This window comes from Solibacillus sp. FSL R5-0449 (genome assembly GCF_037975215.1).
GTDB lineage: Bacteria > Bacillota > Bacilli > Bacillales_A > Planococcaceae > Solibacillus.
In genome coordinates, this window is sequence record NZ_CP150239.1 from 455,068 (window position 1) to 468,557 (window position 13,490).

Here is a 13,490-nt window from a genome sequence, read left to right on the forward strand (position 1 = left end):
GCTTTCTAGTTGGAATAGGCTTTCGTCTTATTTATAGCTATGTAGAACTAACTAGTTAGAAATTTACTTTAATTAAAAAAAGCCATTTTCCTCCTAAAGAGAAAAACGGCATTTCTACGATTTATTTTAAGCAATATTTAGCAACGACTTCAGCACCAGCTTTTGCTGCAACTAATAATGCTCGTTCATCAATATCAAACTTTGGATGATGATTCATATAAGGGACATCTATATACGTCGGTTGGCAGCCGATATAGTAAAAAGTGGAAGGCTTTGCGAGTGCATAATAAGCAAAGTCCTCGGAGCCGGAAAATAAAGGCGCTTCTTCAATGGCGATGATTTCTTCCTGTTCCGAGGCTTCCAGTGTTTCGACAACAAAGTTTGTTAAGTCTTCATCGTTTACTAATGGCGGGTAATCCTTTTCATAAGTGAGCGTACAAGTCACACCAAACTGGACTTCCAAACCGTGTACTAACCGTTTGATTTCCTGTTCAATCGTAGCGTGAACTGCATCGTTCATATATCGGACATCACCTTCAAGTGTTACCGCATCTTTAATAACGTTAAACGTGCCTTTCCCGTCAAAGGAGCCGATTGTAACGACTCCCATATCATACGGGTTTAACCGTCTGCTAATAACGGTTTGTACGGTCGTGACAAAATTAGAGGCTGCAACAATTGCATCGTTTGCCAGGTGAGGGGACGAACCATGTCCTCCTGTACCATGGACAATCAGTTTGAAAAATGAGCGACCGGCCATAGCAGCGCCAGCACGATAGCCGATATGTCCAACTTTAAATGTTGGGAATAAATGTGCTCCAACAATAATTTCGCAATCATCGAGCAAGCCGGAGTCCATCATACTTTTTGCACCACCAGGAGGTTTTTCCTCTGCATGCTGATGAATAATTTTTACTGTACCGTGCAGTTCATCCTTTAATTGAATAAGGCTGTCCGCCAAAACAAGCAAATACGCCGTATGACCGTCATGGCCGCAAGCATGCATGACACCGGGATTCTTCGATTTGAACGGGACATCTGTTTCCTCTTCGATCGGTAAGGCATCAAAATCTGCACGTATTCCAATGACGGGGCCCGGATGGCTGCCTTGTATTTCTACAATGATTCCATAGCCATTTCCGACGTTACTATGGATTGTTACGTCTTTATTTTCATAGAAATCCGCAATATACTGGGCTGTTTGCACTTCTTCAAAAGAGAGTTCCGGATTTTCATGCAGATGACGGCGAATTGCGATCATCTCATCGTTTCGAGCTGCTAACTTGTCCATTAACTGTTGTTTAATTGTCATGATGCTTGTTCACTCGCTTTCATTTTTTCAAGAATTACCGCAAAGATAACTGTTCCTGCAATACAAATAAATGTTTGGAACGACGGCGGAACAGGACCAAGTGCCGCGAATATACCTAATGCGATTGCGCCTATCCCCCAAACAGGCTTTTTAAGGGCAAACTGTGCGAGTACGCCTCCAAAAATAGCCGGCAATACAAAACTGAAGCTCGCGCGGATTGACTCCGGCAATGCATTAATTAAATACGAACCACCTAAAATTACAACTATTAGCATTGTCGTATTCACAATCGAAGCAGCAGAAATCGCTAATGTCGCTGTCACTTCACCTTTGCGTGTTCCTGGCTCTGCTTTCACGATGGATTGCGCAATAGATGCGCTAGGTAAGCACATATTCCCGATATTCCCTGTAAGAAAGGCCAAATACGTACCCGATACACCTAAAATAGGATAATAGCTAATTGGTTCGACAAACCAGATGATTGATACAACGGCCCCGTAACTTAAAAAACCTGTTAAGATAACAGACCAGCCTGGATGATACCCTAGACCAAACGATAAATAGAGGGGAAAGGCAATCGTACAAATGATGACACCCCAAATAGTAAGACGTCCCCAGAAATGCGCTTGACTATGAAATGCTGCAAAGTTTTCCTCGCTTTTTGCAGGTGAAGCAACTGTTGTGTGACGCTCTAAAACGACCATATTATTCTTCCTCCTTCTATTAAATTAAGAAATATCCGACGCTCATACCGACTAAAATAACTAATCCTAGCGACCACTCACGGAGCCAATTTTGGTTGAAGCGTTGTGCTGCCCACATAATAGCCGGCATGACCAGTAAAGCGACTAAAAAAATAATCGTTTCATTCATGCCTTTTGCGATCTGGCCTCCACCAAAATAGCCGAAAGCACCAATCATTGCTGCAGTCGAAACGACACTCAACCACTTTGCGCGACTACCGCCACCACTTGTTAACTTAGTTTGAAGACGGCCGAGTGATTTCGTGAATAAAGCTGTTACAAGCAACCAGCCCATGCCACCTAAGCACATTGTCCACGCTGCTGCTGTAAATGCTTGTGCCGAGAAGTTTTTGTCACTCAACTGTTCACCAGCCGCTTCGGCCCCAAGACTTGCTCCTACTGTTTCGATTGGTGCGGATCCGACAATACCGATTCGCATCATTGTTGTTGGTTCCCCAATTAACGTGATTAAAGAAATGGCAACGATGATAATGGCGAATGACGGTCCGAGTGAACTAATTGCACCTGTGCGGATAATTGAAGTGACTTCTTTGTTCGTTAAACCCACTTCTGGTGCAACTTTTTTCGAAATACGTATAAAGACAATCGCTTGGAAAATCACGATGAGCACAATGACAAACGCTAATACCCATAATACCGGATGATCCATAATTTCTGATGCTAACTTCAAAGAGACCCCTCCTTTGAATTGACGAACAATTCAGTTTTTTTACACTATACTTTGTTTTCTTATTGCGAAACAATGGGTAATCCTCTATATTTATAAATAAAATTATGGAATATCCTACATATTTAAGAGAGAGGGGAATGTCTATGTCAGATGGACAAGAAGCAATTCTACGTCAATTAACACTATCGAATAAACAGTTATCTATCCTCGTGGAAAGTATCCGGACAATTACCTCCAAACTCCATATTGATGAAGTATTACATACGATCATGCGTCATGCTCTGGACGTTATTCCTGAAGCAGACGCAGGTTATTTAATGCTTTTCGATGAGCAAAAACAATGCCTTATCCCTAAAACCTATATTCATTTTCCTCCACTAATTGAGCAATTTCAAACGAAGCCAAATGAGGCCATCACTGGTCGTGTATTTGCGACAGGAATCGGTGAGTTCTTTAACAGTTACGATGAAATTATGGCTGCTATGTACCATCAAAATGTAAGCCCCCATAACTTACGGACAATTTTAAAGAGTGCACATGTCCCGCAGGCAGCACTTTGTGTACCGATAACTGTTGATACTAAACCGATTGGCATCATGATCCTTCACCAACTCCAAAAGAAAAGAGACCTCACACAAGAAGATCTATTATTTTTTCAAGCCTTTGCCGATCAGGTAGGGGTGGCAATTCAAAAAGCACAGTATTATGAACAGATGCTTGAAAAAGTAAAAGAAGCGCACGAACTGTCTCTGGCATTAGAGACAAAACATACCCTTCTTAAACAACGCTATGACGTACATGCTCGATTAAATCAATTGCTTTTGCAAAATGAATCCATATCCGTCATTTTAAATGAACTGCAAATCTTAACACAATTACCAATTGGTTTTTACGACGCATATGATGATGTGTTTTTTGAAGACGATCTGTCAATTCCCCATCACACAAAAACAAAAATAAAAAAACAATTACTCTTTAAAATGAATCCATTTGAATACCGGCTTAAAAATGACCGCAGCTTTATTGTTTATCCGCTCTATAATTTGGATATTTGTTTAGGGAGCATGATTATCGAACAGAAAGCCAACATTTCCTACAAAGATCAGCAAACACTGGAACAGGGGGCCAATATATTAACGCTGCAAATTTTACGCAATAAAAATGTTCAAGAACTCCATAACAAACGAATCCAGGAAACATTCCATCAAATTATCGATGCACCGAATCAAAAATCAATTGCCTCTATGGCATACCACTTGGATTTGGACGTACAGGATTACTACCGGTTATGTATTATCGAGTTCAAACAAACGGCGGACATGCTATCGATTGATCAGCATTTGCATCAATTCATCACGCTGCTAAAAGAACAATTTTCAGGTGAGCGGAAACTGCTGTTTTATGAAAAAAACAAAATTACGCTGTTAATTGGTGTGCCGTCGCCAATTATGCTTACATCTTTACACGAAACATTTTCGAAGCTTCAAAAAAAGTGGCAGTTACAGCATAAGCCGCTGTTTCGCTGTGCAATTAGTAAACAATATCAAACACTTCAGACGGTTTCTGCTCTTTTCGAGGAAGCACTGCAAACATTGCGTTTTTTACATGTTCGTGATGAATGGACAATTACAAGCTACGATAAAATCGGGCTCAATCAGCTAGTTTTACAAATCCCGCCACAGGATTTGGCGAACTTCATTCATGAACAAATCGGGGAGTTAATAGTGCAGTCGAACAAAAGCCACCTCTATGAAACATTGCTGGCCTATTTTAAGTTTAACCGTTCCATTCAGCAAACAGCCCAGCATTTACACATCCATACGAACACACTGTACCAGCGCTTAAACCGGATTGAACAGATGTTAAATGTCTCTTTGCAGCTACAGGAGGAAGCTTTGAAAATACAGTTAGCATGCTATTTAAAGGAAAATTATTTATCACCTGCAGAAAAACGAGAGAAAATGTAGCGGAGCAAGGGAAGAGAACTGTATTACTGGTAAATTCATACACCATAATAAAAATGTATACTAAAAATTCAAGTGAGTATAAAATAGTACAAGTCAGCATTTTGGGGTAATGTTATATTAAAAAAACAATGTTGGCTAACGGTTAGTGTAGGGAAGTGACTATATATTCGGGAAGATAGAGAATTTTTATTTGATGGGGTAGGACAATCTACATACTAACTGAATAAGTTGAAAAAATAGAGGATGTGAAACAATGGATTGGTTTGGCAATATATTGGGAGAAGTAAATACACTATTATATTCATATGTATTAATAGTTTTATTAGTAGGAACGGGTATATTTTTAACGTTCAAAACAAAGTTTATTCAATTTAGACTAATTAAAGAAATGTTCAAACTTATAACAGAAGCGGCACCAACAGATAAGTCAGGGAAAAAAGGGATCTCTTCATTTCAGGCATTTACAATATCTGCGGCTTCCCGTATCGGTACAGGGAATATAGCAGGTGTAGCGACGGCAATCGCTCTTGGCGGTCCCGGTGCAATTTTTTGGATGTGGATGATTGCGCTGATCGGTGCGGCATCTGCGCTAATCGAAAGTACGTTAGCACAAGTATATAAAGTTAAAGATAAAAGTACTGGGTTGTTTCGCGGTGGCCCTGCTTACTATATGGAAAAAGGTTTAAATAAAAGATGGATGGGCATTCTTTTTGCTATTGTCATTACGATTACTTATGGTTTTATTTTTAATTCCGTTCAGGCAAATACGATTTCCATTGCGTTTGAAGAGAGCTTTGGTGCCAATCGTGTTGTTGTAGGTTTAATATTGGCTGCCCTAACAGGGGTTATTGTTTTTGGAGGGCTGAAGAGAATTGTAAGCTTTACTCAAATAGTTGTTCCTGTTATGGCAATTTTGTATATTGTAATCGCACTTATTGTGGTATTCCTCAATATATCCGAAATTCCGGGTGTGTTTCTCCTTATCATAAAGTCTGCCTTTGGATTGGAAGAAGCTTTTGCAGGAATGATTGGTGCAGCAATTATGAATGGGATTAAACGCGGATTATTCTCAAATGAAGCAGGGATCGGGTCTGCACCTAATGCAGCAGCAACAGCAGATGTTTCCCATCCGGTTAAACAAGGTTTGATTCAATCTCTTGGTGTATTTATTGATACATTAGTAGTTTGTACTGCAACTGCAGCAATCGTATTATTAGGCGATTCATATCTTCAATCTGATGCAACTTCCGTTAATTTAACGCAAGCCTCTTTAGTAGATAGTTTAGGGGATTGGGCAGGAAGTTTCTTAGCGGTCATCGTATTTATGTTTGCTTTTAGTACAGTTATCGGCAATTACTACTATGGTGAATCGAATATTAGTTTTATAAAAGAGTCCAAAATGGGCTTATTAGTATTCCGTGTATTTGTCGTACTTTTCGTTATGTTTGGTTCAATTGCAAAAGTACAAATTGTATGGGATTTAGCCGATTTATTTATGGCCTTTATGGCAATCATCAACTTACTTGCTGTTCTTCAACTTTGGAAAGTAGCCAAACCGGTTGTTAATGATTATTTACATCAGCGCAAGCAAGGCAAAGATCCAGTGTTCTATAAGAAAAACGTACCTAATATAGGTGAAGTGGAATGCTGGGGAGAAGATGAGGAAGCAGCAAGAAAACATTAATTTAAAATAGTGTTCCCCATTTATTGGTGACAAGCACAATAATGAAAAACCACCTAATTGTTGATATACAACGAATTAGGTGGTTTTTTGTGAGTGGAAAGAACTTAAGCCAGCTATTCCTAACTATGTAATAGGTATCCTATTTTGATTTTGGATATTTAAACTATAGTCCTATTTTCTGAACGAACAAAAGCGGTTAAATAGTGTTGTGAACGTCATTAATGATCAAACACAACAACTGGAATCAGAAACGTTAAAGCTCCGAAATGAAGTAGTAAATACGCGTAAGCATTTTTGGGATGAAATTAAAGTGAATACGGATTCGTTTGATGACTTTTTGGAAACCGTTATTAACTTAAGACAAGAAGCGCAGGCATTAGCTGTTGGCGAGAGTACGCATCATCACGCAGCCAAAAGATTAGCGGTCTTGCATCGGATGAAGGCAGTTCCTTATTTTGGACGAATTGATTTTCTTGAAGAAGGTTTTTCAGAGCAGGAGAAAATTTATATTGGCATTTCATCTTTGATGGATGCAAATGGTGAGGACTTCCTTATCTATGACTGGAGAGCACCGATTTCAAGCGTCTATTATGATTATGAGCCTGGTCCAGCACAGTATACAAAGCCTGGGGGCATGGTTTACGGCGATCTCGAGAAAAAGTGGCAATACGTTATTCGTAACGGAAAACTGCAATCAATGTTTGACACAAGTCTTACAATTGGGGATGAAATTTTACAGCAGGTGCTTGGAAAAGGCGCGGATAAGTATATGCAAAGTATCGTCGCAACGATTCAAAAAGATCAAAACCGTATTATTCGCCATGATCAAGGGCGTATGCTTATCGTGCATGGTGCAGCCGGCAGTGGTAAAACTTCTGCAGCATTACAAAGAATCGCATTTTTATTATATAAATACCGGGACCGTATAAAAGCCGATCAAATTATATTATTTTCACCAAATGCTATGTTTAACAGCTATGTTTCCAACGTACTGCCGGAGCTTGGAGAAGAAAATATGCAGCAAGTAACATTTCAGGAGTATTTGGATCACCGTTTAAGTAAAGATTTTCACTTAGAAAATCCATTTCATCAGCTGGAATATGTGCTGACTGCTGCAACCAGTCCTACGTACAGTGCAAGGATTAAAGGCATTCAATTTAAAGCATCCGTTAAATTTGTTGAGGCGATTAAACTGTATCGAGAAACGTTGGAAAAATCGGACCTGCTATTTAAAGATGTAAAGTTCAGAGGGAAAACGATTATTTCGGCGCAGCAATTATCGGAGAAGTTTTATGGGGATCATATTTCACTGAGCTTCCAAAGCAGACTTGAAAAACTGAAAGACTGGCTAATGAATGAAATTAAAGAAACCGAAAAAATAGAACGCTCTCAGCCATGGGTAGAAGAGGAAATTGAGCTACTGAGCGATGAGACGTATCATAAAATTCATAAGTATTTAGCAAAGAAAAAGGGCTTTGAACGAGAAGAGCAGGCAGATTATGAAATGGATCACGACGCGCTTATTCAAATAATTGTCCGTCTGAAATTGAAGGCAGTGAGAAAACAAATTCAAACACTGGATTTTATAGATTTAGCTGGCATTTATAAACAGCTTTTTGCGGACCCATTATTGATGCAACAGCAACTAAAAGTAGAAGTACCGGATGAATGGGAAGCGATATGTGAAGATACACTTCAAACGATGGAAGCGGGGACGCTGTATTATGAAGATGCGACACCATTTCTATTTTTGCAGGAATTGATTCAAGGTTTTCAAACAAACCGGTCGATCAAGCACATTCTCATTGATGAAGCACAGGATTATTCGCCGTTTCAATTTGAATTTCTGAAGCGCTTATTCCCTTCTGCCAAAATGACCGTGCTAGGAGATTTTAATCAGGCTATTTTTGCGCATGCAAGTGGCGTAGGAGATTTTCAAATCCTTCACCAGCTTTATGGAGAAGAAGAAACGGAAGTTATCAATATGACCCGAAGTTATCGTTCGACGAAGCCGATTATAGAATTTACACGGAGTCTTATTGCAAATGGAGAAGAAATTATTCCGTTTGAACGTGCTGGCGAACTGCCGGTGTTGAACCAAGTAGATAATCATGCACAATTGCATCAGCACATTATGTCAGACATTTCAAAATTGCAAAGTGAAGGCTATAACAGTATCGCGGTTATTTGCAAATCTGCAGAAGAAAGTAAGACAGCATTTGAAACGTTAAATAAAATTGACGGAATTAAGCTGATAAAAAGCGGTACAGCAGAGTTCGAGCAAGGAGTTGTAGTCATTCCTTCTTACTTAGCGAAGGGGATTGAATTTGAAGCAGTCATTATTTATGACGCATCCGAAAGTGTGTATGGAGATGAAAGTTTACGCAGAATCTTTTATACAGCGTGCACGAGAGCAATGCACGTGCTGCAACTTTACAGTGTAGGGAAACCGAGTCCTTTTATGCAAAAGGCTTTAGAAAAGAATCTTATACAACTTGAGTTGAACTCAGAAAGTATTAGATAAACCTCATTAAACCATAAGAAAACGGAGTCGGGGAGTGTACCGGACTCCGTTTTCATTTTTTAGTACATTCAATTCATATCTTTAACATACTGCTCCAAATCTGCGGGGGATTTTAGCTGATTCAGTTCTTTTACAGACGCTGCATCCTCTGATTCATAAGAGAAATAAAATCTTGCAGTTCTATCATCCAAATGTTTGAAATTAAATTCATTATAGGGAAGTTGGCGGTCCTTTTTCGTCAGCTGTTTTTGCAACTTTTCATTAAAGTATACAATTTCAATGTTGAAGTAATTTAAATTCTGTTCTTTAAAATGCTGGATCATCTTATAAGCTTTCTCCAGCTGATCGTTCATATTGTTGGATGATTTCAGAATTACATTGGCAAAGACAATATTTCCGATACCTTTCGCTTCCTTTTGTAAAATACCCTCATAGGTGTCGGTATGGTCATATTGTGCTTCGATTTCATCCGAAAACGTCACATTGACCATATAGGAATAATTTTCAACCGTTCCATAAAGTTCTTCATACAGCAACCCAAATTGCGTATTCAGCTGATCTCGCCAATGCATTTGCAAATACGTATCAGAAAGCGGCTCCATCTTTTCACTAACCGAAACGGTAACTTCCAAATCAGGATTCTTTTTTGGATGAGCGATAATATGATAATCTCCGTAATCATCGCCCAATGGTTTAGAGTAGGTTGATTCATCAATCACAAAGTCTTCGTTATATTTGTCTTCAAGTGAAGCTTCGGCGGCATTTTCCGCTTTGTAGCCTATAATCGGATAGTAAAAATAATCAAAAGAAGCAATCGTAAGTATTAAAATAAAGAACGCTGGAATTGCAAGTATCGCCAGTAACACAATCTTTATTATTCGCATCGCGGATTCTCCTAATACGTATAGCGTGCTACTTGCTCACCTTCAATTACAAGGCCGTCAATTTCCTTGAAGCCCATTTTTTCATAGAGGCGCTTTGCATGCTCATTATCAGGTTCATAGGAAAGGGAAATCGTTTGATGGTGAGGCTCTTTCATTGTTTGAATATCCTCTATAACAAGCCGAACCGCCTCTTTGCCATAACCTTTCCCTTGATGTTTTTCATCGATCATCATCCGGTAAATCCAATATTCATGGTCATCCTCATCGAGACCATAAAGCGTGAACCCGACCATTGCCTCCCCAAAGTAAATTCCTTTCGCATGGAAGTTTTCCAGAAAGTTCAACTGTGCCAATGACACTACATTCGAGGCGACAAAATTTACTTGATCCTCCCGTACTTTTAGCGAGATTGCTTTTATCCAATTATCTTTTGTAATCGTTTTTAAATGCAGCATTTCTGTTATCCCTCTCTCATGTAAAATGACTTGTCGTGCACTACGCACTAACAATTAATACCATAAAAGGAATTGGAATAAAATGTTGCATATTATCGAATTTTATCCAGTTAAAATAATGTAGAATAACTGCTGAAAGTCCCATACATCTCTTGTTTATATAACTGCGGATAAGTGGACATGAAGTTCATAATGATTAATCCGTTGTCCAAAGTCGGATAGCGGTCGAATAATAAGCGGTCACCGTAACGGATGGCTGTCAATGCAAGCGGCAATTCGCGCCGGAAAACTTCATACCGCCGAATCGCTGTATCGAAATCCTGATTTTGTGTATTAACAATTACATAGGCATTGTAATACCAATAGTGTCCATTTGTTTTCCATTCACCGAGTACTTCATCACGCAGTTCGGGATTTACTTTGTCCCAGGCAAACTGCGTCCCAATTGTTAAAAATAAATCTCCAGTATCATCAGAATGGGTCAGCGTGTGATGTCTTGAAATAATAGGTTCCGTTGCAGTAACACCATCCCTGTATTCAACGGATAGTCTTTCGGGATTGAAATTGCTCATCTATTCGCTCCAATCGTTTTCTTTATTCATATGCATTTATTTGTTGAGGGTGAGGAGCGGTATAATGAACAATTAACGTATTACGGGCATATTTCAAATGTCTATATTGTGAAAAATGAAGAACATATACTAGGTTAGAGGTCAAACTTAGTAGGAGGTGAATGATATGCCATTTTATGGGCAAAATTTCAGACCGGGGATGTTCCCGCCAAATGGACAACAATTTGGTCCCCAACCGCAAATAGGTCGACAGCAAATGGGAATGCCTCGTCCCAATGAATTCGCAAGACCGAGGGAAGCCTTTTATCCACCATCTCCGGTGAATGCAAGACAGGGGCAACAGCAGGCCAATTTTTATCCGCCACAGCCACAACAGCAGCAAGGTTCCCGCTTTAGCGGACTATCTGATAACTTAAATACAGTGATGGGCCATGTGGGAACAATAACAAATGGAATTAATACAATGAGACAAGTAGGCGCTATGCTGAATCTCTTCAAATAACATATAAATAAGCAGAAAGATCAATTTAGCCTATCAATAGAAAATTATTGATAAGCTTTTTTGTTTTTGTACATAAAAAAATGCTAACCAACAGCTGTTTGCACAGAGGTTGATTAGCATCTATATTAATTTTTATTATGCGGATGTAGTATGGATCTTTTTGTACGCTTTCTCATCCGATTAATATTTGGACCGATTTCATTTAATACAATCGCAACGAGAATCAGCACAATCCCAATCCATTGCAAAGCTGTGACCGTTTCAGCCAGAATAATGCTCGCCGACAAAATCGCGACAGGCAATTCAACAGAAGTTAATATATTCGCCAAACCTCCTGAAATGAGTGGTGCTCCGACTGCATAAAACAGTGGCGGCAACACGGCTCCAAATATTGAAACCCCGGCAGCACTCGATACTAAGCTTCCTTCAAGAGGAAATACAGCAGGGATGTCCTTCATAAAAATCAAAAATACTAAAATTGTGGAACCTGTCACCATTAAAGAAGTACGGGTTAATGGATGGACATCTACAGCAACTTTACCGCTGAAAAAGATAAAGGCAGCATAAGTAAAGGCAGATAATATCCCCATTACAAATCCCTTAATCGGAAGACCTTGGATATCACCGGTTAATATATTCGATGCGAAAAATACACCGATTAAAATAAGAACAATCGCCAATACAGTAATTGGGGCCGGTTTAATTTTATTGAAAACCCATTCGAACACAATACCGATCCAAACAAACTGAAACATTAAAATGATGGCCAGTGAAGCAGGTAAATACTGCATCGAACCATAGTAAAAAATACTTGTTAAACCGATAAAACAGCCGGTAATCATAATGGGAAGGATGTTCTTTTTAGTCAGACCCTTCATACCGAACCCTTTTAGGAAAGTGATCGACCATAATAGCAGAAAGGAAATGACCATTTGAACAAGATTGATTTGACCAAGAGTATAGCCATGACCGAATCCCATTTTGGCAAATACCGGTGTAAATCCAAAGCATCCTGCACCGAGCAGTACAAAGAATACTCCTTTATTTATCTTCATTTCTATAAACCTCCGATAGTGCTTGAAAATAACGATATTATCTTAACATATATAGTAGAAACAGACAGACAAAGCGGTTTCTACAGTTGAGCAAGAGTTATTGACAACTAAAATCATTATATGATAAATATATCTCGGAATAAAGATGTTTTAATTTGAAATAAATTACAAGGGAGAGGTATCACAAATTTTCGTATTATAACGGCAATGAATATTGGTTTTTTTATTATAGGTATTGGGTACTTGAATTAAAAAGTAACAGATAGTCCATTTTATAGGCTGTTAGGGCAGATAAGGTTGGTAGGAAAGTTCTGATTATGAATAATTAGTGAATATTTTCTATATAAATACGATATATGTTGGTATATTAATAAAAAATTAATGTAACTTTTACAAAAGGGGTGAAGAAGATGAAGATAAATAGCTTGGTACGAGGCGTTAGTTCAGAGTTAGATGAAAGAAAACGTTCCCAGCTTCGCAAAGAGGCGGGTGACGCATATAAAAAGCATGCGCAATACACGGATCCAAGTAAAAATCCACTGCTAAAAGTGCTGGAAAACCTCCTTTCCGGTAAAACAGAAAAAGATTTACTGACACAGGACAATGCCGATCAGGCTGAAAATCTTGCAGTGGTAAATGACATCACGTATAAACAAACACCAATATTGGACAATGTGCGTGTAGCATCAGCTGTCCCTTCATCTCAAGATTTACTTACAGCAGCGAATATATCAACCTCAATCCCGCAAATGCCGGCAAACACTCAAGATGAACATAATGAGCAAGTACAATCCGAGGAAGCAAGCTCGTTATTTAATGAAAATCTTTCATTTACAATACCGGAAAAATTCCAACAAGACTTTACACGTAATCCAGACGAGCAAACAGTGTTTGGTCAAGAGTTGGAAAAGCGGTTATTCCAGCGTTCATTCAATATAGCTGCACAAAAATACAGTGCGCATATTGCAATGGTGAATAACGGTTACCGTTCAGTAAATGAATCGTTTTTCTCTCAAATTGCATGACTAAAAACCCACTCAAAACGAGTGGGTTTTTTATTTTAACTATTTTTAGAGTAAAAGTATATATTATTTTACCATA

The 13,490-nt window shown here is 38.8% G+C and carries 12 protein-coding genes; 5 read left to right on the forward strand and 7 right to left on the reverse strand.

The window, feature by feature from the left end; genetic code table 11:
• Positions 1-121: 121 nt before the first annotated feature.
• From MKY27_RS02285 to MKY27_RS02295, 3 genes are read right to left on the reverse strand one after another with little or no spacing between them, the layout of a single operon-like run.
• Complete coding sequence (locus MKY27_RS02285) at positions 122-1,312, reverse strand: amidohydrolase (RefSeq protein WP_339197404.1); 1,191 nt, start codon at positions 1,310-1,312, stop codon at positions 122-124.
• Positions 1,309-2,016: a small-conductance mechanosensitive channel gene (locus MKY27_RS02290; protein WP_339197406.1), complete on the reverse strand. Its 708-nt coding sequence runs from the start codon at positions 2,014-2,016 to the stop codon at positions 1,309-1,311. The genes MKY27_RS02285 and MKY27_RS02290 overlap by 4 nt, the downstream gene beginning before the upstream one ends.
• 19 nt (positions 2,017-2,035) lie before the next feature.
• The gene (locus MKY27_RS02295; protein WP_339197409.1) at positions 2,036-2,746 is read right to left on the reverse strand and encodes a DUF5058 family protein; all 711 of its coding nucleotides are present in this window, start codon (positions 2,744-2,746) and stop codon (positions 2,036-2,038) included.
• A gap of 143 nt (positions 2,747-2,889) precedes the next feature.
• On the opposite strand from MKY27_RS02295, the gene MKY27_RS02300 reads away from it, so the two are divergent.
• The 3 genes from MKY27_RS02300 (at position 2,890) to helD (ending at position 8,921) form a co-directional block, all read left to right on the forward strand.
• Positions 2,890-4,713, forward strand: a complete 1,824-nt coding sequence (locus MKY27_RS02300) for a helix-turn-helix domain-containing protein (protein ID WP_339197412.1) — start codon at positions 2,890-2,892, stop codon at positions 4,711-4,713.
• Positions 4,714-4,966: 253 nt separating this feature from the next.
• Positions 4,967-6,397, forward strand: a complete 1,431-nt coding sequence (locus MKY27_RS02305; protein WP_339197415.1) for an alanine/glycine:cation symporter family protein — start codon at positions 4,967-4,969, stop codon at positions 6,395-6,397.
• Between the two features lie 178 nt (positions 6,398-6,575).
• Positions 6,576-8,921: an RNA polymerase recycling motor HelD gene (gene helD / locus MKY27_RS02310; protein ID WP_339199595.1), complete on the forward strand. Its 2,346-nt coding sequence runs from the start codon at positions 6,576-6,578 to the stop codon at positions 8,919-8,921.
• Positions 8,922-8,989: 68 nt separating this feature from the next.
• Here the strand turns inward: helD and MKY27_RS02315 are convergent, their stop codons facing one another.
• The 3 genes from MKY27_RS02315 to MKY27_RS02325 all read right to left on the reverse strand — a co-directional run bounded on the left by MKY27_RS02315 (position 8,990) and on the right by MKY27_RS02325 (position 10,832).
• Entirely contained in the window at positions 8,990-9,805 is an 816-nt protein-coding gene (locus MKY27_RS02315; protein ID WP_339197417.1) for a murein transglycosylase, read from the reverse strand.
• Positions 9,806-9,816: 11 nt separating this feature from the next.
• A complete protein-coding gene (locus MKY27_RS02320) occupies positions 9,817-10,260 on the reverse strand; it encodes a GNAT family N-acetyltransferase (protein WP_339175041.1) in 444 nt (147 codons plus the stop codon).
• Positions 10,261-10,370: 110 nt separating this feature from the next.
• Positions 10,371-10,832, reverse strand: coding sequence for a staygreen family protein (locus MKY27_RS02325; RefSeq protein WP_339175042.1), 462 nt, complete (start codon positions 10,830-10,832; stop codon positions 10,371-10,373).
• Positions 10,833-10,998: 166 nt separating this feature from the next.
• On the opposite strand from MKY27_RS02325, the gene MKY27_RS02330 reads away from it, so the two are divergent.
• Complete coding sequence (locus MKY27_RS02330) at positions 10,999-11,334, forward strand: hypothetical protein (RefSeq protein ID WP_339175043.1); 336 nt, start codon at positions 10,999-11,001, stop codon at positions 11,332-11,334.
• Positions 11,335-11,459: 125 nt separating this feature from the next.
• On the opposite strand, the gene MKY27_RS02335 is transcribed toward MKY27_RS02330, so the two are convergent.
• Complete coding sequence (locus tag MKY27_RS02335; RefSeq protein ID WP_339197419.1) at positions 11,460-12,389, reverse strand: DMT family transporter; 930 nt, start codon at positions 12,387-12,389, stop codon at positions 11,460-11,462.
• Positions 12,390-12,799: 410 nt separating this feature from the next.
• Between MKY27_RS02335 and MKY27_RS02340 the strand changes: the two genes are divergently transcribed.
• Positions 12,800-13,414: a hypothetical protein gene (locus MKY27_RS02340; protein WP_339197422.1), complete on the forward strand. Its 615-nt coding sequence runs from the start codon at positions 12,800-12,802 to the stop codon at positions 13,412-13,414.
• The last annotated feature ends 76 nt before the right edge of the window (positions 13,415-13,490 follow it).